22 protein-coding genes and 2 pseudogenes are annotated in these 25,164 nt (G+C 62.8%); 13 read left to right on the top strand and 11 right to left on the bottom strand.

The window, feature by feature from the left end:
• Positions 1-70: 70 nt before the first annotated feature.
• From ACPW74_RS18995 to ACPW74_RS19020, 6 genes and pseudogenes are all read right to left on the bottom strand, one after another.
• Positions 71-1,150 (bottom strand): polyamine ABC transporter substrate-binding protein, encoded by a 1,080-nt coding sequence (locus ACPW74_RS18995; RefSeq protein ID WP_273542015.1) that lies wholly within the window; start codon positions 1,148-1,150, stop codon positions 71-73.
• Positions 1,151-1,273: 123 nt separating this feature from the next.
• Complete coding sequence (locus ACPW74_RS19000) at positions 1,274-2,371, bottom strand: polyamine ABC transporter substrate-binding protein (protein ID WP_039039663.1); 1,098 nt, start codon at positions 2,369-2,371, stop codon at positions 1,274-1,276.
• Positions 2,372-2,425: 54 nt separating this feature from the next.
• A pseudogene (locus ACPW74_RS19005) lies at positions 2,426-2,830 on the bottom strand (aminotransferase class III-fold pyridoxal phosphate-dependent enzyme); the annotation flags it as partial.
• A gap of 18 nt (positions 2,831-2,848) precedes the next feature.
• Positions 2,849-4,102, bottom strand: coding sequence for an IS256 family transposase (locus tag ACPW74_RS19010; protein WP_113069873.1), 1,254 nt, complete (start codon positions 4,100-4,102; stop codon positions 2,849-2,851).
• Positions 4,103-4,182: 80 nt separating this feature from the next.
• A pseudogene (locus tag ACPW74_RS19015) lies at positions 4,183-5,175 on the bottom strand (aminotransferase); the annotation flags it as partial.
• A gap of 291 nt (positions 5,176-5,466) precedes the next feature.
• Positions 5,467-6,798, bottom strand: a complete 1,332-nt coding sequence (locus ACPW74_RS19020; protein ID WP_010676060.1) for a glutamine synthetase family protein — start codon at positions 6,796-6,798, stop codon at positions 5,467-5,469.
• 462 nt (positions 6,799-7,260) lie between these two features.
• Here ACPW74_RS19020 and ACPW74_RS19025 point away from each other — a divergent pair, with 462 nt between their 5' ends.
• From ACPW74_RS19025 to malZ, 9 genes are all read left to right on the top strand, one after another.
• Positions 7,261-7,647, top strand: a complete 387-nt coding sequence (locus tag ACPW74_RS19025) for a TraR/DksA family transcriptional regulator (RefSeq protein ID WP_010676061.1) — start codon at positions 7,261-7,263, stop codon at positions 7,645-7,647.
• A gap of 156 nt (positions 7,648-7,803) precedes the next feature.
• Complete coding sequence (locus ACPW74_RS19030) at positions 7,804-8,664, top strand: hypothetical protein (RefSeq protein WP_010676062.1); 861 nt, start codon at positions 7,804-7,806, stop codon at positions 8,662-8,664.
• Positions 8,665-8,854: 190 nt separating this feature from the next.
• Complete coding sequence (locus ACPW74_RS19035) at positions 8,855-9,301, top strand: DUF962 domain-containing protein (protein WP_043153437.1); 447 nt, start codon at positions 8,855-8,857, stop codon at positions 9,299-9,301.
• A gap of 21 nt (positions 9,302-9,322) precedes the next feature.
• On the top strand, positions 9,323-9,802 hold the full coding sequence (locus tag ACPW74_RS19040; RefSeq protein ID WP_041214236.1) for a CreA family protein: 480 nt from the start codon (positions 9,323-9,325) through the stop codon (positions 9,800-9,802).
• Between the two features lie 77 nt (positions 9,803-9,879).
• Entirely contained in the window at positions 9,880-10,869 is a 990-nt protein-coding gene (locus ACPW74_RS19045; protein WP_042864752.1) for a 2-hydroxyacid dehydrogenase, read from the top strand.
• A 104-nt stretch (positions 10,870-10,973) separates the two neighbouring features.
• A complete protein-coding gene (yegD, locus tag ACPW74_RS19050; RefSeq protein ID WP_042878606.1) occupies positions 10,974-12,335 on the top strand; it encodes a molecular chaperone in 1,362 nt (453 codons plus the stop codon).
• Positions 12,336-12,513: 178 nt separating this feature from the next.
• Positions 12,514-12,933 carry an META domain-containing protein gene (locus tag ACPW74_RS19055; RefSeq protein ID WP_010676067.1) on the top strand — a complete coding sequence of 140 codons (420 nt, stop codon included), beginning with the start codon at positions 12,514-12,516 and terminating at the stop codon, positions 12,931-12,933.
• A gap of 69 nt (positions 12,934-13,002) precedes the next feature.
• Positions 13,003-13,851 (top strand): HDOD domain-containing protein, encoded by an 849-nt coding sequence (locus ACPW74_RS19060; protein WP_223915181.1) that lies wholly within the window; start codon positions 13,003-13,005, stop codon positions 13,849-13,851.
• A 245-nt stretch (positions 13,852-14,096) separates the two neighbouring features.
• The gene (gene malZ, locus ACPW74_RS19065) at positions 14,097-15,926 is read left to right on the top strand and encodes a maltodextrin glucosidase (RefSeq protein ID WP_029314873.1); all 1,830 of its coding nucleotides are present in this window, start codon (positions 14,097-14,099) and stop codon (positions 15,924-15,926) included.
• A gap of 154 nt (positions 15,927-16,080) precedes the next feature.
• Here malZ and ACPW74_RS19070 read toward each other — a convergent pair whose 3' ends face one another.
• Together ACPW74_RS19070 and ACPW74_RS19075 are read right to left on the bottom strand one after the other, a co-directional pair.
• The gene (locus ACPW74_RS19070) at positions 16,081-16,614 is read right to left on the bottom strand and encodes an ATP--cob(I)alamin adenosyltransferase (RefSeq protein ID WP_042016441.1); all 534 of its coding nucleotides are present in this window, start codon (positions 16,612-16,614) and stop codon (positions 16,081-16,083) included.
• Positions 16,615-16,708: 94 nt separating this feature from the next.
• On the bottom strand, positions 16,709-17,830 hold the full coding sequence (locus ACPW74_RS19075) for a DUF5610 domain-containing protein (protein WP_279982313.1): 1,122 nt from the start codon (positions 17,828-17,830) through the stop codon (positions 16,709-16,711).
• A gap of 169 nt (positions 17,831-17,999) precedes the next feature.
• Here ACPW74_RS19075 and trmA point away from each other — a divergent pair, with 169 nt between their 5' ends.
• The 4 genes from trmA (at position 18,000) to ACPW74_RS19095 (ending at position 21,889) form a co-directional block, all read left to right on the top strand.
• Positions 18,000-19,133, top strand: a complete 1,134-nt coding sequence (trmA, locus tag ACPW74_RS19080) for a tRNA (uridine(54)-C5)-methyltransferase TrmA (RefSeq protein WP_201933589.1) — start codon at positions 18,000-18,002, stop codon at positions 19,131-19,133.
• Between the two features lie 257 nt (positions 19,134-19,390).
• Entirely contained in the window at positions 19,391-20,098 is a 708-nt protein-coding gene (rstA, locus tag ACPW74_RS19085; protein ID WP_201933588.1) for a two-component system response regulator RstA, read from the top strand.
• Between the two features lie 228 nt (positions 20,099-20,326).
• Positions 20,327-21,652 carry a two-component system sensor histidine kinase RstB gene (gene rstB / locus ACPW74_RS19090; RefSeq protein ID WP_048209594.1) on the top strand — a complete coding sequence of 442 codons (1,326 nt, stop codon included), beginning with the start codon at positions 20,327-20,329 and terminating at the stop codon, positions 21,650-21,652.
• 54 nt (positions 21,653-21,706) lie between these two features.
• On the top strand, positions 21,707-21,889 hold the full coding sequence (locus ACPW74_RS19095) for a hypothetical protein (protein WP_010676075.1): 183 nt from the start codon (positions 21,707-21,709) through the stop codon (positions 21,887-21,889).
• A 72-nt stretch (positions 21,890-21,961) separates the two neighbouring features.
• On the opposite strand, the gene ACPW74_RS19100 is transcribed toward ACPW74_RS19095, so the two are convergent.
• The 3 genes from ACPW74_RS19100 to rpmE form a co-directional block, all read right to left on the bottom strand.
• A complete protein-coding gene (locus tag ACPW74_RS19100; RefSeq protein WP_201890754.1) occupies positions 21,962-23,218 on the bottom strand; it encodes a malic enzyme-like NAD(P)-binding protein in 1,257 nt (418 codons plus the stop codon).
• A 179-nt stretch (positions 23,219-23,397) separates the two neighbouring features.
• Complete coding sequence (locus tag ACPW74_RS19105; RefSeq protein ID WP_010676077.1) at positions 23,398-24,831, bottom strand: DUF2867 domain-containing protein; 1,434 nt, start codon at positions 24,829-24,831, stop codon at positions 23,398-23,400.
• Between the two features lie 116 nt (positions 24,832-24,947).
• The gene (gene rpmE / locus ACPW74_RS19110) at positions 24,948-25,163 is read right to left on the bottom strand and encodes a 50S ribosomal protein L31 (protein ID WP_010676078.1); all 216 of its coding nucleotides are present in this window, start codon (positions 25,161-25,163) and stop codon (positions 24,948-24,950) included.
• Between the last annotated feature and the right edge of the window lies 1 nt (position 25,164).

Here is a 25,164-nt window from a genome sequence, read left to right on the forward strand (position 1 = left end):
ACTCCCAAAGGTGATTCCGGCCTGGGCCGATCCATCAATACAATCTGGCGCCCCGGGATGGGCACCAAGGTTAGGTTCCGGATTTGATCTTGGTCCAACTCCGGGTGATCAGGCGCTGCACCGAACGGGGATGTGCTTCCTGCACATACAGACGCTCAAGCACCGCCTGGGGGGGATAGACTGACTCGTCCTCGCGAACGGCCTTGTCCATGAACTCTCCCGCCTTGATGTTCGGGTTCGCGTAACCCACATAGTCGCTCACCTTGGCGATGACCTGCGGTTCGAGAATGTAGTTGATCAGGGCGTGAGCCTCTTTCACGTTGGTGGCATCGGCCGGGATCGCCATCATGTCGAACCAGAGATTGCCACCCTCCTTGGGGATGCTGTAGGCAATCTTGATCCCCTTGCCCGCCTCCTCGGCCCGGGACGCCGCCTGCAGGATGTCGCCGGAGAAACCCGCCGCCACGCAGATGTTGCCGTTGGCGAGGTCACCGATGTACTTGGAGGAGTGGAAGTAGGCCACATAGGGGCGCACCTTGAGCAGCTGCTCTTCGGCCCGCTTGATATCCGCCGGCTCATGGCTGTTGGGGTTGAGCCCCAGGTAGTTGAGGGCCGCCGGGATCATCTCGTCCGCCGAATCGAGGAAGGCCACGCCGCAATGGGAGAGCTTCTTCATGTTTTCCGGCTCGAAAATGGTCGCCCAGGAGTCAATCTTGTCGACACCCAGCACTTCCTTGATCTTGTCGACGTTGTAGCCGATGCCGTTGGTACCCCAGAGGTAGGGCACGGCGTACTGATGGCCCGGATCCACCTTCTCGAGCTGCTTGAGCAGCATGGGGTCCAGGTTGCTCAGGTTTGGCAGCAGGGTGAGGTCCAGCTTCTGGAAGGCCCCCGCCTTGATCTGCTTGGCCAGGAAATTGTTGGAGGGCACGACCAGATCGTAGCCGGTGCGTCCGGTCAGCAGCTTGCCTTCCAGCGTCTCGTTGGAGTCAAACACGTCGTAGACGGTCTTGATCCCGGTCTTCTGCTGAAAGTCACTGAGGGTGGTCTCGCCGATATAATCGGACCAGTTGTAAAAATGAACCACAGGGGCTGCCTGGGTCAGATTTGCAAACCCCAGGGTCAGGGCCAGCGTTGCCATCTTGGTCATGTGCACTTATCAGTCCTCATTTGTGTGATTTTGCCAGTCGCGCATCCATACGCGCCGTCCAACCTGTCGGGTGGTCACCACCCTCCCGGCCGAACTGCGGACCGGGAGGGGTACTCGTCACTCTTACTTGCCTGACTTGATCTTGGTCCAGCTGCGGGTCATCAGACGCTGCACCTTGGCCGGCAGATCCGGGAAGGTGTAGATCTTCTTGAGGGTATCCGGCGTCGGGTAGATACCCGGGTCGGTACGGATCGCCTCGTCCACCAGCGGCGTGGCCGCCTTGTTGCCGTTCGGGAACTGCACCACGTTGGTGATGTTCGCGATCACGTCCGGCTTCATCAGGTAATTGATGAAGGTGTGGGCCGCCTCGACGTTCTTGGCATCCGCCGGGATGGCGATCATGTCGAAGAAGCTGCCTGCCCCCTCTTTCGGAATGGTGTAAGTCAGGCTGACACCGTTCTTGGCCTCGGCGGCACGCGCCTTGGACTGCTGCAGGTCACCGGAGTAACCCACTGCCACGCACAGGTTGCCGTTGGCCAGATCCGAAATGTACTTGGAGGAGTGGAAATAGGCGGTATAGGGACGGATGGAGAGGAACAGCTCCTCTGCCTTCTTCAGCTCATCCGGCTTCTGGCTGTCCGGCTTGAAGCCCAGGTATTGCAGGGCGGCCGGCAGCATTTCGGTCGGCGAGTCGAGGAAGGAGACACCGCACTCCTTCAGCTTGGCCATGTTCTCCGGCTTGAACACCAGATCCCAGGAGTCCACCGGGGCATCGGCCCCCAGCACGGCCTTCACCTTCTCGGCGTTGTAGGCATAGCCGATGGTGCCCCACAGGTAAGGGATGGAGTATTGGTTGCCCGGATCGCTCGGTTCGAGCGCCTTGAGCAGGTCGACGTCCAGGTTCTGCCAGTTGGAGAGTTTGGACTTGTCCAGCTTCTGGAAGACACCTGCCTTGATCTGCTTGGCCAGGAAGGGGTTGGACGGTACGACGATGTCATAGCCCGACTTGCCTGCCAGCAACTTGGCTTCCAGCACTTCATTGCTGTCGAACACGTCGTAGACCACCTTGATGCCCGTCTCCTTCTGGAAGTTTTCCAGCGTATCCGGCGCGATATAGTCGCTCCAGTTGTAGACGTGCAGCACCTTCTCGTCGGCCATCGCCCCGGTACTCATCATGACCAGCGCCACGGAAGCAGCCATCATTCCCTTTTTAAAAGACATAGTCCTTGTCTCCTAAGCAAATTGTATGCGTAAGCCAACCTGCCCGGTTCCCGCCTATTCCCGCAGCTTTGCAGCCGTCAGGTCCAGACTGAGCCTGGCCAGTTTGACCAATTCATCCACCTGTTCCTCGGTGATCACCAAGGGGGGCGATATGATCATGGTATCGCCGACAGCCCTCATCACCAAGCCATTGTTAAAACAGAACTCCCGACAGGTCATCCCGGCATGGAGCTCGGCCGGGAAGCGACGTTTCGTCTGCTTGTCCTGCACTATTTCCAGCGCGGCGACCAGGCCTTTTCCACGGGTTTCCCCCACCAGCGGATGGTCCGCCAGCTCAGCCCAGCGGCGCTGCAAATAGGGGCCGATACTATCATGAACTCGCTTAACTATGCTCTCCCTTTGCATAAGCTGGATGTTGGCAATGGCCACGGCGCAGGCGACCGGATGACGAGTTATTGTCAAATGTGGTGTATGGAGTCAGGCGGCGTTCCTGTCTGACTCTTCCTGCATCTGTATTCCGTCCTTGAACTTCACGTTGTTTACCACCAACGTCAGCAGCGCAAATCCCTTGAGCCGCTTCCAGTTCTTTTGGGCCGACTCCAGCAGCTTATAAACCATCGCCAGCGTGGTCTCCCGTGAACCACAGTTTCTCGCTCGCTTGGTGCGTAACCGGACCGTCGAAAACGTTGACTCTATCGGGTTAGTCGTCCGGATACTGACCCAGTGCTCCGCCGGAAAATCATAGAACGCCAGCAGTTCATCCCGGTCTTTAACCAGTTTATCCATGGCCCCTGGATACTTCGCTTCAAAACGGGTCAGGGTGCGATCAAACGCCTTGTGAGCATCCTCTCTCGTCTCGGCCATCCAGATATCATGCAGCGCCTCCTTGACCTTGGGCTGTACCGACTTGGGCAGCACCGACAAGACATTCGCTGTCTTGTGAACCCAGCAGCGCTGATGGGCTGTGTCCGGGTAGCACTTGGCCAGCGCCTTCCAAAAGCCCAGTGCCCCATCCCCGATGGCCAGCTTGGGACTGAGGGTGAGCCCTCTGCCTCGCAGTCCCATCAGCACCTCCGTCCAGCTTGTCTCTGACTCCCGGTGACCATCCTCCACCGCAACCAGCTCCTTGCGCCCGTGCTCGGTCACCCCGATGATGACCAGCAAACAGAGCCGGTCATCCATGCGCACGTTGCTGTATATCCCGTCGGCCCACCAGTAGACATAGCGAGACTTGGTCAGGTCTCGTTGTCGCCACCGCTGGTGCTCATCAATCCAACCTTGCTTGAGCCGGCAGACGGTGTTGGCTGACAGCCCCTTGGCCTGGTCGCCGAGCAGCGCACAGAGGGCCTCCTGATAGTCCCCACTGGATATCCCCTTGAGGTAGAGCCACGGCAACAGCTCCTCGATACTGCGGGAGCGCTTGAGATAGGGCGGCAGCAGGGTGCTGGTGAAGTTGATACCGGAGCCGCTGCGGTCGCGTACCTTGGGCACTTTGATTTCAACGTCTCCGATGCCGGTTTGGATAGTCCGCTGGGGCAGATACCCGTTGCGCACTACCGCCTGGCGGCCATCAGGGAGTCGCAACTCTCGATGCTGCTCAAGCATGATGGCGAGCTCCGCCTCCACAGCGTGTGCAATCAGGTCCCTGGCTCCGGCGCGTAGCAGCTCGGTGAGCATGTCGCCGGGCTTGCCTTCTGGTTGTGGCAGGACAGTGAGGGTAGAATGTTTCATGGCGTATCCGCTCTGTTGATTGAGATTCTTGCAGGAATCAATCAGCAGGATACGCCACTCCTTCTATCCCTCCGTACACCAGAAATCACCATAACTCCCGGATGACCGGAATAGGTGAAACCATGGTTGAACTCCCCCCCCTCTTCCACCAGCACCCTGGCTACCCTGTCCCCCACCATCACGGCGCCCATCGGCAGATAGCCGGAGGTAATGCCCTTGGCTAGGCACATGAGGTCGGGTTTGATGCCAAAACCTTCACTGGCAAACCAGTGGCCGGTGCGGCCAAAGCCGCAGATCACCTCGTCGGCGATAAGCAGGATGCCGTACTGGTCGCAGATGCGCTGGATCTCGGGCCAGTAGCTCTCGGGCGGAATGATGACCCCCCCCGCACCCTGGATAGGCTCGCCGATGAAGGCGGCTACCTTGTCCACCCCCAGTGCCAGGATCTTCTCTTCCAGCTGGCGGGCACGGGCCAGACCGAACTCGTGGGCGCTCATGCCCTCTCCCTCACCGAAGTGATAGGGCTGGTCGATGTGTACTATGCCGGGAATGGGCAAGCCGCCCTGGGCGTGCATCCCCTTCATGCCCCCCAGACTGGCCCCCGCCACGGTGGAGCCGTGATAGGCATTGTGGCGGCTGATTATCACCTGCTTGTCAGGTTGTCCCTTGCTGGCCCAGTAGTGGCGCACCATACGCAGCACGGTGTCGTTGCACTCCGAGCCCGAGCCGGTGAAGAAGACGTGGTTGAGGTGGGAAGGCGTGATCTCGGCCAGCAGGGTTGCCAGCTCGGCAGCAGGAGGGTGGCTGGTCTGGAAGAAGAGGTTGTAGTAGGGTAGCTGCTGCATCTGGCGAGTGGCGGCATCTACCAGCTCCTGACGGCCGTAGCCCATGTTGACGCACCACAGACCTGCCATCCCGTCCAGAATGCGCTTGCCTTCGGAGTCTTCCAGATAGACGCCTTCGGCCTTGGTGATGATGCGACTGCCCTTCTTGTTCAGGGCCTGAAAATCGGTAAACGGATGCAGATGATGGCTGGCTTCCAGTTGCTGCCACTCACGGGTGGTGTGCTGCATTGCTTGCTCCTCGGTTCCTTCGATTCGGCGAATCTTGTCGCCATTCATGAGGGCACGGGTGGCCTGCCCGGTCACTGCCATTCACGGGGCTGGCACTCTCTTGCCTGCTCGATGCCTTTCCATGGGGCGAACATCGTCGCCAGTTGATTGCAGGTGACCCCCCTCTCCATTGCGAGAGCGGGCCTCACCTTTACTCGGTGCCTTCCGGGTCGCGGGCGCCCCCGCCAGACGGGCCTTCGGCCCCTTGCTTGCGATATGACGGGGAGAGGCCTCGCCTCCCCCGGGGACAGATCAGACGTTCAGCAGCAGGAATTCCCGTTCCCAGCGGCTGATCACGCCGAAATAGGTCTCGTACTCCTTGCGTTTGACGGCCACAAAGGCGCGGATGAAGCGCTCCCCCAGCATGTCCTTGATGGGTTCACACTGCTCCAGGTGGCTCAGCGATTCCTCCAGCGAGCGGGGCAGGCTGTAGGGCAGGTCATAGGCACTCGCCTTCATCTCCTGCATGGGTTCGAGCTTCTCCAGCATGCCGAGGTAGCCGCAGGCCAGGGTGGCGGCCAGGGCCAGATACGGGTTGGCATCGGCCCCGGCGAAGCGGTTCTCGACCCGGCGTGCACTCGGTTCGGAGAAGGGGACCCGCAGGCCGCAGGTGCGGTTTTCCACACCCCACTGCACGTTGCGCGGCGCACTCTCGCCAAAGGTGAGGCGGCGGTAGGAGTTGACGTTCGGCGCCAGCAGGGCGGTCACTGCCGGGGTGTATTTCTGCAGGCCGGCGATGAAGTGCATGAACAGATCGGAGTTGCCCCCTTCGCTGGTACCAAACAGGTTGTTGCCATCCATGTCTTCCAGGCTCTGGTGGATATGCATGGCGGAACCCGGTTCGTTGCTCATGGGCTTGGCCATGAAGGTGGCATAGATGCCGTGGCGATGGGCGGCCTCGCGCATGGTGCGCTTGAACAGAAACACCTGGTCGGCGAGATCGATGGCATCCCCGTGCAGGAAGTTGATCTCCATCTGGGCGGCACCGGATTCGTGGATCAGGGTGTCCACCTCCAGCTCCTGGGCCTCGCAGTAGTCGTACATGTCCTCGAAGATGGGGTCGAATTCGTTCACCGCATCGATGCTGAACGACTGGCGGGCCGTTTCCGGGCGGCCGTTGCGGCCCACCGGCGGCACCAGTGGATAGTCGGGATCTTCGTTGCGGGTCACCAGGTAGAACTCCAGCTCCGGCGCCACCACCGGCTTCCAGCCCTGCTTCTCGTAGAATGACAGAACCCGGCGCAGCACGGAGCGGGGAGCGATGTCGATGAGCTTGCCGTTGACGTCAAAGCAGTCGTGGATCACCTGGGCGGTGGGCTCCAGCGCCCAGGGTACGAAACGAATGGTGTTGGGATCGGGATAGAGCTGCATGTCCCGCTCCAGCGGGTCTATCATGCTGTCGTCATCCGGGTACTCGCCAGTCACCGTCTGGGTGAAGATGACCTCGGGCAGCCGCATGCCCCCCTCGCGCAGAAACTTGTTGGCTGGAATGATCTTGCCTCGGGCATTGCCGGTGAAATCCGGAAACAGGCACTCCACTTCCGTGATGCGATTGCTCTCCATCCAGCCCTTGATACTGTCCATGTTAAACCCCGACTTTACGGTTGCCATTGTCAAGGGTGTCTAATATAAGGAACACCCTTGTTAAAAAAATGTAATCGACCACACCATAAAAGCCCGTGATAAAGGCCTTTGTCAAGCAGCGGTGTTTAAAAAACTATAAACAACGGCCTGTATAATGACCAGCGCGGCACCAAATACTAAACACTTTGTGTCACGATCAGCCCACTGCAAGCTCGATGCCAACGGCGGCGGGATCTCGTTCGATACTCAGTCAGACCCTGTCGGAGAAGGCCCATTTCTTTGCAAGGGCGCACACTCCTTATCCAATTTCCTTTGCATGTCTGCATTTTTTTGGTACAAGGCCCGCCCTGATTTGCACTCTCCTGCATGGATTTGGTGCAAAACGGGATACAAGGGCTTGGTCTGACGACAGACAGCCCCCATCAATGGGTAACATTGGGAAACTGACTGGTAGCAAACCGTATGTGTGATTTCATGACAGAAGACCAACTGACCTTCTACAAAGGCCAGATCGAGCGACAAATCCTTGAGCTCGAAGAACGTCTCAACTCCCAGGCCAGCCAGGCTATCGCCACCGATACCAACGAGATGGCGGATGAAATTGACCGTGCCAGTGTCGAGGAGGCCCGTCGCCTGGAGCTGAACCGCATCGAGCACGACAAGTTGCACCTGCGCAAGCTGAAAGGGGCGTTGAAGCGGATCAATGAAGGGGATTTCGGCTATTGCGAATCCTGTGGCGACGAGATCTCTCTCAAGCGGCTGCAGGCCCGTCCCGAGTCCCGCTTCTGTGTTGAATGCCAGAGCACCAAGGAATTCAACGACACTCACGTGTTCCGTCGCGTCGCCTGATGCGGCGAACAAGCCCGGCCTCGGTACGAGCCGGGCACAGGGCAAGCCATGCCCGAAGATGACGCGGCCGGGTGATCCCCGGCCCCTTTCACAGCAAGAGCGTGACAACTTCTGTTAGACTCCGGGCAAGTCCCGGATCCTACAGGAGATCAAAGCGTGAAATGGCTCATCAGGCTGTGCTTGTGCCTGCCATTGCTGGCACAAGCACAGACGCTCACCGTCAAGGTCCCCAGCCGACCGATCAACGATCTCGACAACGAATACCAGCTCAAGCTGCTGGAACTGGCGCTCAACCACGCCGGGCAGCCCTACAAGCTGGAGCGGGTCGACCTCAATCTCAACCAGTACAGCCTCCAGCAGGCGCTTGCCAAGGGCAAGGTCATCAATGTGTTCTGGATGGGTACCTCCAGCGCGCTGGAATCCTCCCTCACCGCAGTACCAATCCCGCTGTTTCGTGGCCTGGAAGGGCTGCGCCTCTCCTTCATCCACGCCGATGCCCAGGAGCGGTTCAACCAGATCAACACCCTGGCAGACCTCAAGAAACTGAAAGCCGCACAGGGGGTGGGCTGGGCCGACAACAAGATCCTGGAACTGGCAGGCATTCCCACCTATGCCGGGCGCTACAGCAACCTGTTTCGCCTGATGAATGACGGCGACAAGCTGGACTTCTTCCCCCGTGGTCTGGTGGAAATCTTCGCCGAACGCAGCGAGCTGGCGGCACAATATCCCAACCTGGTGATCGATCAGCACCTGCTGATCCGCTACCCCTTCGCCGAGTTCTTCTTCGTCAGCCCGGAGTCGCCGAAGCTGGCCAAGGCGATCCAGACCGGCCTCGAGCGTGCCTATGCCGACGGCAGCTTCATGGCGTTCTTTCGGGAGAACCCCAAGATCCGCGAGGCCCTGGCCAGCGCCAATCTGGAGCAGAGAGTCACCATCGCCCTGCCCAATCCCGACATGACCCCCTTGCTCAAAAGCATTCCGGCCCAATATTGGGAATATCCACCGTCGCAGGAGTAAACGGACACGATATCCGGCGTTGAGAATATCCACCGCTGCGAGCGTGAACGGACACCGCCTCCGGCGTTGGGAATATCCACCGCCGGGAGCGTGATCAGCCTCGGATCATCCCATCCGGTGGGCGCAGCCCGCCGCAGACGCACAGGAACGCGAGGTCGCCCGGCCTCAATACGCGCACCAGGGAGGTGCCATGAAACGACTGGATGACTGGTTTCGCGACTATGGCCAGAGCCATCAACACCCCGTCAATGTGGCCATCCACAAGGTGGCGGTGCCAGGCATCTACCTCTGCATCCTGGCACTGCTCTGGTGCCTGCCCGCAGGTCCCCTGCCAGCGTCCCTCAACTGGGCGGAGCTGGCGGCCATCCCGGTGCTGGTCTTCTACCTGCGGCTGTCGTTGACGATCTTTACGGGGATGACGGCCCTGACCGCCCTGGGGCTGGCCTTCTGCCACGTCTGGCAGGGGCCGCTGCTGTGGCCTGCCCTCATCGGGTTCGTGCTGTTCTGGATAGCCCAGTTCGTCGGTCACCATATCGAGGGGAAACGCCCCTCCTTTCTTACCGACCTGCAATTTCTGCTGGTAGGCCCCGCCTGGGTGCTGGCCAGCCTCTATCGTCGTTTGGGCATCCCTTTCTGAGGGAGGCCAACAGGAGAGACCATGAGACATCTTCAGACCCTTGCTCGCACCCTGCCCCTGCTGCTGGGGGCTCTGATGGCCGGCCCGGTGCTGGCCGACAAGGCCGATCCCGTCGGCGAGGTGAGCACCGCTTTCAAGCTGCTCGGACCCAACCACAAGATCCTGGTGGAGGCGTTCGACGACCCTAAAATCGCCGGTGTCGCCTGCTATCTGGCCCGCCCCAAGACCGGCGGCGTCAAGGGTGGCCTTGGGCTGGCGGAAGATCCCTCCCACGCCTCCCTCTCCTGCCACCAGATCGGCCCCATCACCCTGCCCGCCAAGCTGAAGGCGGGGGAAGAGGTGTTCGACGTCAGCACCTCGCTGGTGTTCAAGGAGCAGAAGGTGGTGCGTTTTTACGACGAGAAGCGCAATGCCCTTGTCTATCTGACTTACAGCACCAAGTTGGTGGATGGTTCGTACAAGAGTGCGGTCAGTGCCGTTCCCATCATGCCCTGGGGTTGAAACAGCACCACTTATCCCGTGATGACGGTCACTATTTGTTGTAATTTAACCACATCATTATCTACGGAGAGCGCACCATGAGAGTCGCCGTTTTCAGTACCAAGAGCTACGACAAAGAACATTTCCACCAGGCCAACGCCCAGTACGGTTTCGATCTGGAGTTCTTCGACGTGCGGCTGGAGGCCAAGACGGCCCGTCTCGCCCACGGCTTCCCCGTGGTCTGCCTGTTCGTCAACGATGATGCCGACCGCGAAGTGCTGACCGAGCTGGCGCAGTACGGCACCAGGGTCATCGCCCTGCGCTGCGCCGGTTACAACAACGTGGATCTGGCCGCCGCCAAGGAGCTGGGACTCAAGGTGGTGCGGGTGCCTGCCTACTCCCCCGAGGCCGTTGCCGAACATGCGGTGGGCCTGATGATGACCCTCAACCGCCGCATCCATAAGGCGTATCAGCGCACCCGGGACGCCAACTTCTCCCTGGAGGGGCTGGTGGGCTTCAACATGCATGGCCGCACCGCCGGCATCATAGGCACTGGCAAGATCGGCATCGCCACCTTGCGCATCCTCAAGGGGTTCGGCATGCGCCTGCTGGTGAGCGATCCCTATCCGAACCAGGCGGCCATCGATCTGGGCGCCGAGTACGTGGATCTCGACACCCTATTCCGTCAGTCCGATGTCATCAGCCTGCACTGCCCCCTGTTCAAGGAGAACTATCACCTGCTGAACAAGGAGGCCTTCGCCAAGATGAAGGACGGGGTGATGATCATCAACACCAGCCGGGGCGGCCTGCTCGACTCCAACGCCGCCATCGAGGCCCTCAAGACTGCCCGCATCGGCGCCCTGGGGCTGGACGTCTACGAGGAGGAGGAAGACCTCTTCTTCGAGGACAAGTCCAACGAGGTGATCACCGACGACGTCTTCCGCCGCCTGTCTGCCTGCCACAACGTGCTGTTCACCGGTCACCAGGCCTTCCTGACCCGGGAGGCGCTGCACGCCATCGCCGACACCACCCTCAGCAACATCCAGGCCATCGAGAGCCAGGGCCGCTCTGACAACGAAGTGGAGTGATCCCTGAGGCGTTGTCGCCACGCCATTGATCCCGCCGCCGGGTTGTGAGACCCGGCGGCATCGGGTAGGCTACCAGCCCTTTTTTGTACAGGAGTCTGGCCAGCATGTTCATCGGATTTGATTACGGTACCTCCAACTGTGCCGTCGCCGTGATGGAACAGGGCAGCCCCAGGCTGCTGACCCTCTCCGGTTCCCATTACCTTCCCTCCACCCTGCACGCCCCCCACCGGGACGCCATCGCAGGCCTCCTGGCCGAAGGGCTGGCCCCCGTCCAGCAGAGCGAATACCTCAAGCTGCGCGGTCCCGTGGTGACCCGGGCCCAGGCGGTGCGCCGCCAGATGCGCGAAGAGGGACTCATCGACGAGCTGAGCTTCGGCGGTGCGGCGCTGGCGCGCTATCTGGAAGAGCCGGACGAGGGCTACTACATCAAGTCCCCCAAATCCTTTCTCGGGGCCTATGGCCTCAAGGCTCCCCAGATCGCCCTGTTCGAGGACATCGTCTGCGCCATGATGCTGCACGTGCGCCGGGAGGCGGAGCAGCAGACGGGCAGCACCATCCGCCAGGCGGTGATCGGCCGACCGGTCAACTTCCAGGGACTGGCGGGGGAAGAGAGCAACCGCCAGGCCATCGCCATCCTGAGCGAGGCGGCACGCCTCGCCGGGTTCGAGCGGGTGGAGTTCCTCTATGAGCCGGTGGCCGCCGGCTTCGAGTTCGAAGCGCGCCTCACCGAGGATGCGGTGGTGCTGGTGGTGGACATCGGGGGCGGGACCACCGACTGCTCCGTACTGCGCATGGGCCCGAGCCACCGTGACCAGCTGGATCGCAGCGGCGATCTGCTCGGTCACAGCGGCCAGCGCATCGGGGGCAACGACTTCGACATCCGCCTGACCGTGGAGGGCATGATGCCGCTGCTCGGCATGCACGAGACCCTCAAGACCGGCAAGCCGCTGCCCCATCCCCTGTTCTGGGACGCCGCCGCCATCAATGACGTCAGTGCCCAGAGCCGTTTCTACAGCCTGGATACCGCCCGCCAGTTGCAGGATCTCCAGCTCGACAGCCAGCCAGGCAGCAAGCTCCCGCGCCTCGCCAGCCTGCGGGCCCACAAGCTGAGCCATCAACTGGTGTGGCGCGCCGAGCAGGGCAAAATCGCCCTCTCCGACCACGAGCACAATCACCAGACCCTGAACGAGCTGGAAAAAGGGCTGGAGGCGGCACTCACCCGCCCCCAGCTGGCCAGTGCTTCCGCCCCCTTGCTGGAGAAGATTGGCGAGCTGATGGACGAGGCTATCCTGGCGGCAGGCGTGCAGCCTGACCGGGTCTTCGTCACCGGCGGCAGTGCCCGCTCCCCCCTCATCAAGGCCTTCATCCAGCAGAAACTGCCCAAGGTACCGCTGGAGGGGGGTGATGACTTCGGTTCGGTGGCCTCGGGCCTCGCCCGCTATGCCGAGCGCCTGTTTGCGGACTGAAACGGCCAGGGGAGCCATGGGCAACCGGTAGACAGGTTCGCTCGGGGCGGGTGTTGCCATTTGCCGACACCCCCTCTTCCCCCGGGGCGACAGAAGCGGTCGGGCTCCTCCCCCCTCGCCCTGCCGCCCGGGCCCGGGGACGGGTATGCTTGTCATACCCACCACCGGAGCCCCTTCAATGCCCAGATACCTGCTACTGCTGCTCGCCCTGCTTCTGCTCAGCGCCTGCAGCAGTGCTCCCCGCTTTGCCTCGCAAGACCTGCAACACCATCACTGGGTGCTCGATCGGCTGGATGGCCAGGCCATCGCCAGCCGCCGCAGCAATCCCCCCGACATCGAGATCGGTGAGCACTTCACCGTCAACGGCATCGCCGGTTGCAACCGCTACTTCGGCCAGGGTCACCTCAAGGGGAACAAGCTCTGGGTCACCAGCCTCGGCAGCACCGCCATGGCCTGCCCCCCCGAACTCGATCTGATAGAGCAGGCCGTGCTCGCCACCCTGACGGAGGGGGCCACACTGAGCGGTTCCACCCAGACCCTGATCCTCCAGGGAAAACGGCACCGTTTGGAATACAGACTGCAAGACTGGGTGTACTAGGGCTCACAAAACCGCTCGCCAGCAGGAACAACTGGCCAGGCTGTGGCACAATATGAGGCATTGTTAGCAATGGAGGCTGCCTCAGCCATGTCGATGGATCGCCTGTTTGGCAAGATCAAGCAACTGCCCACAATTCCGAAACTGCTGCACGAGCTGATGCAGAGTTTCAACGACGAGAATGCCCGCATCGACGAGATCGCGGCCAAGATCGCCATGGACCAGGTGATCAGCGTCAAGGTACTGCGGATGGCCAACTCCGCCGCCCTGCGCCGTGGCAATGAAATCACCTCCATCGAACAGGCGGTGATCCGGCTCGGCTTCAACCGGTTGCGCTCCGTGGTGGTCGCCTCCGGCATCATCAGCAGCTTCAAGGCCCCCCCCGGTTTCGACAAGCACCACTTCTGGACCCAGACCTTCCAGGTCGCCACCATAGCCCGCACCCTGGCCCAGCAGACCACCTCGGTGGATCCCGAGACCGCCTTCACCTGCGCCCTCATTCACAACATCGGCGAGCTGCTGATCCAGAGCACCTTGCCGGAAGAGGCGGGGCTCATCAATCTGGCCATCGAGAAAGGCAGCAGCCGGGTCGATGCCCAGCGGGAGATGCTGGGTTACGACTATGCCCAGCTCGGCGCAGAGCTGGCGCGGCGCTGGAACCTGTCGCCCGCCTTCGTGGATGCCATCGCCCAGCAGCTCGACCCCCTCTCCCACGATCCGGTCAGCAAGGAGGCCGTGCTCATCCGGCTCGCCGTCTTCGTCTCCTTCGCCTGGCAGGCCGGCGTACCGGCCCAGGCCATCATCGCCCGTTTCCCCAGAACCCTGGCTGACCAGCTGGGGCTGGATCCCGCCAGCCTGGCGGATCAGCTGGAGCAGCTCCACGAGCAGGGCAACGCCCTGGCCGATTTGCTGACCCAGTAGATGTACAACGGCCGATCAGCAGGAGCCGGATCCCCGTCTCATTCTGGCGGATCAGCTCGAACAGCTGCACGAACAGGGCAACGCCCTTGCCGATTTGCTGACCCAATCGCGTCACGGCAGACCGCCCAGCCAAGCCGGAAGCACCGTCTCATTCTGGCCGGTCGTCACATACACACGCCCATGGACGGGATAAGATGGCCTGCGCCCATCCCCCACTCCTGAGCCTCTCTGACACAGTAGATACCATGACCCATCCCTTCCTGTTTCACCCCCAGGCGGCACCCTGGTTCAAAGAGAGTGCCGACACCCTGCAGCTCACCCTGTTCAGCGAGCTGGACGCCCCCATCCGCGAGGTGTGGCTGCGCCACGAGCCGGACAACGAGGAGTATCTGGTCGCCATGACGCCGGTCGCCACCCGGGACAGGCTTCAGGTCTGGCAGGTCGAACTGCCGCTGGCCAGGGGGCAGGAGATCCACCTCTACTGCTTCAAGTGCCTCACCGACGAGGAGCAGTGGTGGCTGCACGGGGCGGGCGTCAGCGCCGCCATGCCGCCGCGGGAGCAGCATTTCCGCTTCAACAGCCATCACCAGCCCCCGGCCTGGGTGCAGGATCAGGTGTTCTACCAGATCTTCCCCGACCGCTTCTGCAACGGCGACCCGTCGCTGAGCGTCAAGCATCACGAGTACGAGTACAGGGGCAAGGCGGTCATCAGCAAGGCCTGGGGCGAGCCGGTCAGCCGCCACGAAGAGGGGCACGGCGCCTGTGAATTCTACGGCGGGGATCTGGCGGGCATCGACGCCAAGCTGCATTACCTGCAATCCCTGGGGGTGACGGCGCTCTACCTCAACCCCATCTTCGATTCGCCGAGCAACCACAAGTACGACACTCAGGACTACTTCAAGGTGGATGCGCACCTCGGTACCAATGCCCAGTTTGCCGAGCTGACCCGCAACCTGCACCAGCGCGGCATGAGGATCATCCTGGATGCGGTGGTCAACCACACCTCCACCGAGCACCCCTGGTTCTGCCCGCCGCTGGGCGCCCAGAGCAACCCGGATTCCCCCTGGCGCAGCTTCTACACCTTCGATCAGGAAGGGGATTATGTTAGCTGGAAAGGGATCCGCAGCCTGCCCAAGCTGGATTTCTCAAGTGAACAGGTGCAGGACGCCGTTTATCGGGCAGACAACGCCATTCTGCGCTACTGGATGCGCGCCCCCTACCAGATCGATGGCTGGCGCTTCGACGTCATCCACATGCTGGGGGAGCGGGGCACTGCCGAGGGCAATCGCGGCCATGTACGCGCCATTCGCGGCGCGGTGAAGCAGGAGAATCCGGACGCCTACGTGCTGGGCGAGCACTTCTTCGAGGCGAGCCAGTGGCTGCAGGGGGATCAGGAGGACGGCGCCATGAACTACTACGGCTTCGCCCACCCCATCCGCGCCTTCCTGGCGGGGCAGGACATCGCCTATCACCCCATCAAGATCAGCGCCACCGAGCTGGATCACTGGCTCAAGCTGGCGCGGGCCCATATTCCGTTCAAGAACCAGCTGGCCCAGTTCAACCTGCTGGACAGCCACGACACCGCCCGCTTCCTGCACCTGCTGGGAGAAGACAAGCAGCGGATGCGACTCGCCGCCACCCTGCTCATCACCTACATCGGCGTGCCCTCCATCTACTACGGCGACGAGGTGGGGCTCTCCGGCGGCAACGACCCGGACTGCCGCCGCTGCTTCCCCTGGGATACCACCGACTGGGATCACGTGCTGCACGACCACTATCGCCGCCTGATCCAGCTGCGCCGCCAGCGCCCGGCCCTGCGTCGGGGAGACATCCAGACCCTCTACGCCGGCCCTCACAGCTATGTGTTCGCCCGTACCCTGCAAAGCGATCAGGTGGTGGTCGCCTGCAACCGCCACCCCACGGAGCCGCGCACCATCAGCCTGCCCCTGTGGCAGACCGCCAGCCCCGCCAGCCGCTTCACCGACGCCTTCAACGGCGACAAGTTCGAGGTGGTGCAGGGGGAGGTGCAGCTCACCATCCCGGCCAACTCGGCCAGGGTACTGCTGTCGAGCTAGGGATCGCGGCAATAGAAAACCGGCGCTCGGGGCACCGGTTTTTTTATGCCTGCACCCACCGAAGTGGCGGATGCTGCCTCATCTCTGTTTTTCGATCCGATAGCCCTACGTCGCCATGTGTGATGCGACGAATACATCAAACATCATCTCTTCATCAGTAGTTGATGCTGACATAGGGGACTTCGGTCACATCCCACGCCTGCTTGAGGTAGACGGTGAGCACGAAGAAGAAGTTGGCCAGCAGATTGGCGAAGCGATAGAGGATGGGATCGAAGCGCACGCCGCTCTCTTCCAGGCGTACCAGCAGACGCACCACCTTCTTGCTGCCACAGCGGCACAGGTGCAGGGTGGGAATGGGCTGGGGCCCCTGGGGCAGCACGAAGCCGGTCACCCGGCCGCGACTCGCCTCGTTGTAGTGATCGTACCGCCCCTTCAGCCAGTCCAGATCCTCCTCGAAGATGCCGAGCCGTCCCCGCACCGAGCCGTTGAGGTTGTAGATGAGCCGCTGCAGGGTCGCCAGATCCGCCATCACGGGCCGGGTATCCTCATCCGGCATCAGATGAGAGAGCACGGCCCCCACCTGGCAGCAGAGCTCGTCGGTGGCGATCTCGTAGTCGCACTGAAACTGGGTTTCGAAGATGAAGGGGTAGCAGAGCTCGCGCTTGTCTCTTGGCTTCTTGGGGTTCATGGCATCGCCGGGCTGGGGAAAAGGGCAGTGTGCCAGCCCGGGGACGGGCTGGCAAACACCCCGCCCCCGCCGGCATCACGGGGGCGTCGCCAGACTAGCCGGTCGCCATCTGCTGGCCAAGCAGTCGCATGGCCTCCAGCATCCGCTGGTTGAAGCCCATGAAGCCTGCCCCCTGGGTCGCCCCGTCCTGACCCCGCGCCGCCAGCACGGTGGGCGTCAGCGCCTCCTGCTGGGAAGGGGGCAGCAGGGCGTCGGCCTGCTGCTGCAACCGGCTGAGCCTCGGCAGGTAGTCCGCCAGGGGCTTGAGGCTCTCCTGCAGGGAACTGGCCCCCTGGTAGGTCTGACTCAACTTGGCCGATTGCTTGAGCTTGAAGGAGTAGGAGACCAGCTGGCTGTCATCCAGTTGCAGCCCGTTCAGCCCGTCCGCCAGGGTCTTGCCGTCGCCCCCCTTGAAGAACTGCCCGGCCAGCTCGTCCAGCCCCTTGACCAGGGTGCCGATGGCATCCATCTCGGCACTGTCGAGATCCCCCTCCAGGGAGAAGTCGAAGCTCTGGCTCGACTTGAGGCTGAACTGGCTGCCGCCCCCGTCGCTCTGGGACTTGAACTGCCAGCTGTCGCTGAAGCGCAGCATCACCTTGTCCCCGTCCCGGGTCTCGATCTCGAGGAGGGCCTGCTGGCGGCTGGCCATCCTGGCATCCCCCAGATCCGTGGTCGACACCTTGCCGAAGAACTCCTTCTCGAACTCGTCGAGCCCCTTCTGGATCAGCTTGTAGCTCTGATCCATGCCGGTCTTGATGTCCTCGTTGTCCGCCCAGTCACCGAGCTGCTTCCTGGCGTCACCGAAGCCCTTGTCCACCCCCTTGCGGGCCTGCTCCATCATCTTGGTCAGGTCGTCGTCGGACTTGCCGTCCGCACGGGCCGCGCCTATCCGCCCGGTGACGAACTGCAACACGTTGTCCGCCACCGACTGGAAATCGAACAGGGTCTCCGGGGTGATCTCCTGGGGCTCCTGCACCTTGGGTGCCTTGTAGCCCTGGCCGTTGATCTCCAGCGCAAATTGCAGCGCCTGCTGGATCAGCACCTGGGCCCATTTCGGGGGCTTGTTCAGGGAGACCTCATCCCCCTTGTCCGCCGTTTTCGACTCCGTCTGTTGAGGCGATTTGGGAGCAATGCCCACTCCCTTGGGTTGGGCTGCGCCCATGCCATCAATTTGCATCATTACTCTCCCGCCTATAGTGGTGGATCGGTTATCGGCCCGACTGGCCACTTCTTGACCACAAAAAACTTGGACAATCCGCAACGGCCTTTTAAAATCCCCACCCTTTGGTTGGCTGCGGCCTTCCCCCGGTCTTTCCCCGGCTCAACCCGGTGCATGCGAGGTATCCATGACTCAATCCCAGCCATCTTCCGCCGACGCCCAGGGCAGACGGACTCCTGCCGACTACCAGGCCCAGCTCGACGAGAAGCGCGATCGCCTCACCCAGCTGTTCGCCCCCTTCAATCCGCCTGCGCTGGAGCTGCACGCCTCTCCCGCCGAGCACTACCGGATGCGCGCCGAGTTCCGGATCTGGCATGAGGGGGACGACCTCTTCCACTGCATGTATGCACCGGCCACCAAGGAGATTATCCGGGTCGACAGCTTCCCCACCGCCAGCCTGCTCATCAACCGGCTGATGCCTGTGCTGCTGGCCAGGCTGCGCCCGCACCCCGTGCTGCGCAAGAAGCTGTTCCAGATCGACTATCTCTCCACCCAGTCCGGCCAGATCTGCGTCAGCCTGCTCTACCACCGCAAGCTGGAAGCCGAGTGGCAGCAGGCCGCCGAGGCGCTGCAGGCCGACCTGCGTGCCAAGGGGTTCGAGCTGCAACTGATTGGCCGCGCCCACAAGCAGAAGATCTGCCTGGGGGATGACTTCGTCATCGAACGCCTGACCGTGCAGGGGCGCGAGCTGGTCTACAAGCAGGTGGAAAACAGCTTCACCCAGCCCAACGCCGCCATCAACGAACAGATGCTGGGCTGGGCCCTGGACGTGACCAAGGGGAGCGAGGGGGACCTGCTGGAGCTCTACTGCGGTAACGGCAACTTCTCCATCGCCCTAGCGCAGAACTTTCGCAAGGTGCTGGCCACCGAGATCGCCAAGCCGAGCGTGGACTCCGCCCAGTTCAACATCGCCGCCAACGGTGTCGACAACCTGATCATCCTGCGCATGTCGGCGGAGGAGTTCACCATGGCGATGCGCGGCGAGCGGGAGTTCAACCGCCTCAAGGGGGTCGATCTTCGCGCCTACCAGTGCAACACCATCTTCGTCGACCCGCCCCGGGCCGGTCTGGACGACGCCACCGTCAAGCTGGTGCAGGATTACGACAACATCCTCTACATCTCCTGCAACCCCGAGACCCTGCAGGCCAACATGGCCGTGCTCGGTGAAACCCACGAGATCGCCCGCTTCGCCCTGTTCGACCAGTTCCCCTGGACCCACCACATGGAAGCCGGGGTGTACCTGAAGCGCAAGAGCGGCTGATCCGGGCGGTTCCCCGGCTGCCCCATGGCAGCCGGAGCCGCTATGGCCACTGAAGGGCACGGATCCTGCCTCATCGGACCGACCCGCCACGGGACAAGTGGGGCGGCCCGATGCCAACCGGTTCATTCTGCCCCCCATCCCCCCGGGAGAAGGGGCAAAAACCCCCGTATTGATTAGTTATCCCGGTGCAGAGCGCGGACGCAGCCGTTATGCTGGCGACACGCCCACTCACGCCATGACCGGGGAACCACGCCACCATGCCACGCGTTCTGTTTGTTGAAGACGATCCCGAGATAGGCCAGCTCATCAGCAGCTGGCTCGGTCGCCACGACATCGAGGTGATGCTGGAGACCCGGGGTGACCGGGCACTCGACAGGGCCCTGGCCGAGCAGCCGGATCTGGTGCTGCTCGACATCATGCTGCCGGGGCAGGATGGCCTCTCCCTGTGCCGGGATCTGCGCCCGCGCTTTGCCGGCCCCATCGTCATGCTCACCTCGCTCGACAGCGACATGAACCAGATCCTGAGCCTGGAGCTGGGGGCCAACGACTACATCCTCAAGACCACGCCCCCCCCGGTGCTGCTGGCCCGGCTACGAGTCCAATTCCGCCAGCAGGGGCAGAGCCAGCAGGCCGTGGTCCCCGCCACCCCGCCCCAGCGCCTGCAGTTCGGCCGCCTCCAGATAGACGGCCCGGGTCGGGACGTGCGCCTCGATGGGGAGAGCATTCCCCTCTCCACCGCCGATTTCGACCTCCTGTGGGAGCTGGCCTGCCACGCGGGCCAGATCCTGGGGCGGGAGGCGCTGTTTCGCAGCCTGCGGGGGCGCGACTACGACGGCCAGGATCGCAGCATGGACGTGGCCATCTCCCGTCTGCGCCGCCGGCTCGGGGATGACAGCAACAACCCGACCCGCATCAAGACGGTGCGCCAGAAGGGTTATCTACTCGTACCCCAGGCTTGGGAATGAGCTGGTGTCTCACACGCCTGCACACCAGAAGCCAAGGAATGACAGCAACAACTCGATCTGGATCAAGACGGTGCGCCAAAAAGGTTACCTGCTGGTGCCCCAGGCCTGGGAATAAGCCCCGCCGAATGACCTTGATGCACTCAGCCTTCTCCCCTTGCGGGAGAAGGGTTGGGGATGAGGGGCAACAAGGCAATGTCCAGACGCAATCCAGGCAAGAGGAGAGCCCCCATGCGACGCCTGTTTATCCAGTTCTATCTGTTGCTGATAGGCTGCTTCACCCTCGCCATTCTGCTCATCGGGCTGGTCTATCAGGTCAGTGCAGAGCGGGCGGGGGACCGTTATCTGGAGCGGATGATGCAAGGCTCCCTCGGCCTGCTCACTGGCGAGCTGGCCCGGCTGCCGCCGGAACACTGGGCCACCCGCACCGGCGAGCAGAGCCGCCAGCTCAATCTGCCGCTGCAGATCGGCGTCCTCGCCAACCAGCCCCTGGCCAGCGAGGATCAGGCCTTCCTCGAGGCGGGCAACATCGTCATCGTCGAGGAGGATGACACCTTCCTGCAGCGCATCCCGAACACCGACAAAGTGCTGATCGTCGGCCCCGTCCCCTACCTCTCCTACCTGCACGAGCTGCACTGGGTGGACGTGGGGCTGCTGCTGCTCATCGGCCTTTCCCTCGGCCTGCCCATCCTGCTCTGGCTGCGCCCCCACTGGCGCGGCCTGCAACAGCTCGAACAGACCGCCCGCCGGGTCGGCGACGGGGATCTCTCCTGTCGCACCGGTTTGCCGCCCGGCAGCAGCCTGGGCCGGGTCGGCCGCACCTTCGACCAGATGGCGGAGCAGTTGCAGGCCATGCTGGCCAGTCGCAAGCAGTTGACCGACGCCATCGCCCACGAGCTGCGCTCCCCCCTGGTGCGGCTGCGCTATCGCCTCGCCATGCTGGCCGAGCCTCCCTCACCCGAGGAGCAGCAGGGGCTGGAGCGGGACCTCGGCGCCCTCGATGCCCTCATCGAGGAGATGCTGACCTATGCCAGGCTCGATCGCCCCGAACTGCCGCTGCAATGCAGCGATCTGGAGCTCGGCAGCTGGGCCGGCAGCCGCCTGGCCGACTGGCAGGCCCTGCGACCGGACAAGCGGCTCGACTTCGTGCGCCCTGCCATGGCTCTGCCCTGGCGCGGCGACACCCGATTGCTGGACCGGGCGCTGGAGAACCTCATCGGCAACGCCCTGCGCCATGCCACCAGCCAGGCAAGCCTCTGTATAGCGCGACAGGGGGACGACTATCTGCTGGAGGTGGCCGACGATGGCCCCGGCATCGATCCCGCGCTGGCCCCGCAAATCTTCGAGCCCTTCGTGCGCCTGGATCAGAGCCGGGACAGACGCACCGGCGGCGCCGGGCTGGGGTTGGCCATCGTGCGCAGCATCGCCCACCACCACGGCGGCGAGGTGCAACTGCTGCCAAGCAGCAGCGGTGCCCGTTTCTGCCTGACCCTGCCCGTACATTTGGATACAAACCGTCACCAGTCGCTCACTGAACCGCAGGTCGAACAACCCTAGGATGAAGTCATGGAGAAACGCTCCATGTCATCAAACCGAACGAGGAACTGGAATATGAACAAGCTGATCCCCCTGACTCTGGCCGCTGTCTTCGCCCTGACCTCCGGCTTCACCATGGCCGCCACCCCGACCAAGGCCGCCGCTCCCCACGCCACCCAGACCAAGGTCGTGAAAAAGCATCACAAGGCTGCCCACGCCAAGGCGCCGGCCGTCAAGGTTGCCCCCAAGACCAAGTAAGCTGCCCGCTTCCGCCATGAAAAAGGGGCCCCCGACAGGGGGCCCCTTCTGTTTTTGCGCGCTTGCCGTGACTCAACCCAGCATGTAACCCCCTGGCAGTTCGATGCGGGCCACCCCGGAGGCAACCGCCGCCAGCGCCACGGCACGGGCAACCCGCGGCAGCAGGCGGGCATCCATGGGCTTGGGAATGACGTAGTCCTTGCCGAAGGCGAGTTCACTCACGCCAGCGGCGGTCAGCACCTCGGCGGGCACCGGCTCCTTGGCCAGAGCCCGGATAGCCTCCACTGCCGCGATCTTCATGGCATCGTTGATGCGGCTGGCGCGCGCGTCCAGGGCGCCGCGGAAGATGAAGGGGAAGCAGAGCACGTTGTTGATCTGGTTCGGGTAGTCCGAGCGGCCGGTACCCATGATGAGATCCCCGCGCACTCCGTGAGCCAGGGCAGGCTTGATCTCGGGGTCCGGATTGGAGCAGGCGAAGATCACCGGGTTGGGGGCCATCAGGGCCACCGCCTCGGCGGGCAGTACGTCCGGGCCGGAGACGCCGACGAAGACGTCAGCCCCCTCGATCACCTCCATCAGGGTGCGCAGGGGGGTGTCGTTGGCGAAACGCTGCTTGTACTGGTTCAGATCGGTGCGGCCGCTGTGGATCACACCCTGGCGGTCCAGCATGAAGATGTTGTGCGGCGCAGCCCCGCACTTGATCAGCAGATCCATGCAGGCGGTGGCGGCGGCACCGGCGCCCATGCAGACGATGCGGCTGGTGCCAATCTCCTTGCCCTGTACTTCCAGCGCGTTGAGCAGCCCGGCGGCGGTGACGATGGCGGTACCGTGCTGGTCATCGTGGAACACCGGGATGTCGCAGCGGGCGATCAGCGCCTCTTCAATCTCGAAGCACTCGGGGGCCTTGATGTCTTCCAGGTTGATGCCGCCAAAGGTGTCGGCGATGGCGGCCACCGTATCGATGAACTGGGCGCTGGTCTCGTGCTTCACCTCGATGTCGATGGCGTCGATGCCGGCAAAGCGCTTGAACAGCAGGGCCTTGCCCTCCATCACCGGCTTGGAGGCCAGCGGGCCCAGATTGCCCAGCCCCAGGATGGCGGTGCCGTTGGAGATGACGGCCACCAGGTTGCCCTTGCCGGTGTAGCGGTAGGCATCGGCCGGATTGGCGGCGATCTCGCGTACCGGTTCGGCAACGCCCGGGCTGTAGGCCAGCGCCAGATCGCGAGCGGTCTCGGCGGGCTTGGTGAGGGCGATGGCGATTTTACCCGGAACGGGTTGGGCGTGGTAGTCGAGTGCCTGTTGGCGGAGATCGTGCTGCTGATCGGACATGGGGGACCCCGATACGGAAATGAATGAGTGATGCGTTGGCTCGCCAGCGGGCGAGGGCTGAGGATCATAAAGAAATCCCCCGCCCTTTCACAGCATAAAATATCGCTGGATAGCAATGACAGGCTAGTCAGTAGCATGCCATGCCACCCAAAACTACCCAATTAGTTATAAATTCGATTTCAATCCATGACTGGAATGCCGGCTTTTGCCTCTGCCTGCCGGGCGATGGCCTCCGTCATCCCCTGGAAGATGAAGAGGTGGAACGGCAGCATGGCGAGCCAGTAGGCCAGCCCCCAGGCCCCCTGCGGATGCCAGTGGGCCGTCACTCGCAGCCGGGTCAGGCCGGACTCCAGGGGCTGGATGTTGAACTCCAGCCGACCGACGCCGGGGGCCTTCATGTTGAACAGCAGATCCAGCCTGCGTCCTTCATCCACCCCGAGGATCTGCCAGGAGTCCAGCATGTCCCCCTTCACGAAGCGATCCGGGTTGGTGCGCCCCCGGGTCCGGGCCGGGCCGCCGATCAGATGATCCATCCATTCGCGCACCACCCACAGCTCGTTCATGTAGAAGTAGCGCTGCTCACCCCCCAGCTGCTGCAGCACCTGCCACACTACCTCGGGGGCGGCGAGGCAATCCGCCTCCCCGCTGGCGGTGCGGTCGTAGAAGCCATACTCGGGATGACGCCAGCGCAGACCCAGGGGCGTCTCCTCCCCGTGCTGCTCGGCACCGAGCCTCTGCTCCAGCGCCAGGCTCTCCGCCAGCGCCTCGTCGAAGCTGAGCAGATGCTGGGGCAGCAGGGCGCGCAAAGGGCCGTCATCCGCCGGGATGTCGTGCTTGAGCCCCCCCACCAGCGCCTTGGCGATGGGTTGGGGAACCGAGGTGGCGAACTGCAGCCACCAGGCGGAGAGCCGGGGGCTCAAAAAGGGGATCGGAATGATGGGGCAGCGTTTGCCGATATGGGCGGCGAATTTCTGGAGCTGCTGCTGGTAGCTGAGCAGCTCGGGGCCGGCCGCATTGAAGATCTGGCCATCCACCCCGTCGGCTTCCACCAGCCCGCCCAGATAGTGCAAGAGGTTGGAGAGGGCGATGGGGGGCGTGCGGGAACGCACCCACTTGGGCGTCACCATCATGGGCAGGTTGTACACCAGATCCCGCATCACCTCGAACGCCGCCGAGCCGGGGCCTATGATGATGCCGGCACGCAGCTCTACCGTGGGCACCCCTGCGCTGCGAAACAGCTCGCCACAGTAGCGCCGGGAGTTGAGGTGGCGACTGTTGCAGGGCTCGGGCTGGATGGCGCCGAGATAGACGATGCGGCGCACCCCGGCGGCACGGGCGGCAGCGGCGAAGTTCTTCACTCCCTGCTGCTCCAGCCGGTGAAAACCGGCCCCCGCCCCCATGGCGTGTACCAGATAGAAGACGGTGTCGACCCCCGCCAGCGCAGGGGGCAGGGTGGCAGGCTTGAGGCTGTCGGCGAGGCGAAACGCCACCCCCTCCGGCAGACGGCAGGGCCGACGGGCCCCGGCGATGACCCTGTACCCCAGACCCTGCAGATGAGGCACCAGGTAGGATCCTATGTACCCGGCAGCTCCCATCACCAGACATGTGCGCATCGGCTCTTCTCCCTTGGTTGAGCCAACACCATAGGGCAAAGCGGTGAATTACAGAATGGCGGCCAATAAAAAAGGCACCCGATGGGCGCCTTTTTCAGAATTCTTCAGAAGCAAGATTACTTCTTGGAGGTCAAGCCACCGAAACGCTTGTTGAACTTGTCTACACGGCCGCCGCTAGAAACTTCTTTCTGCTTGCCGGTGTAGAACGGGTGGCACTCGGAGCACACGTCCAGGTTCAGATCTTTACCGATGGTAGAGAAGGTGTTGATGACGTTACCGCAAGAGCACTTGGCGGTGATGGCTACGTAGTCAGGATGGATACCAGCTTTCATG

This window comes from Aeromonas sp. INTO2 (genome assembly GCF_049860605.1).
Lineage (GTDB): Bacteria > Pseudomonadota > Gammaproteobacteria > Enterobacterales > Aeromonadaceae > Aeromonas > Aeromonas caviae.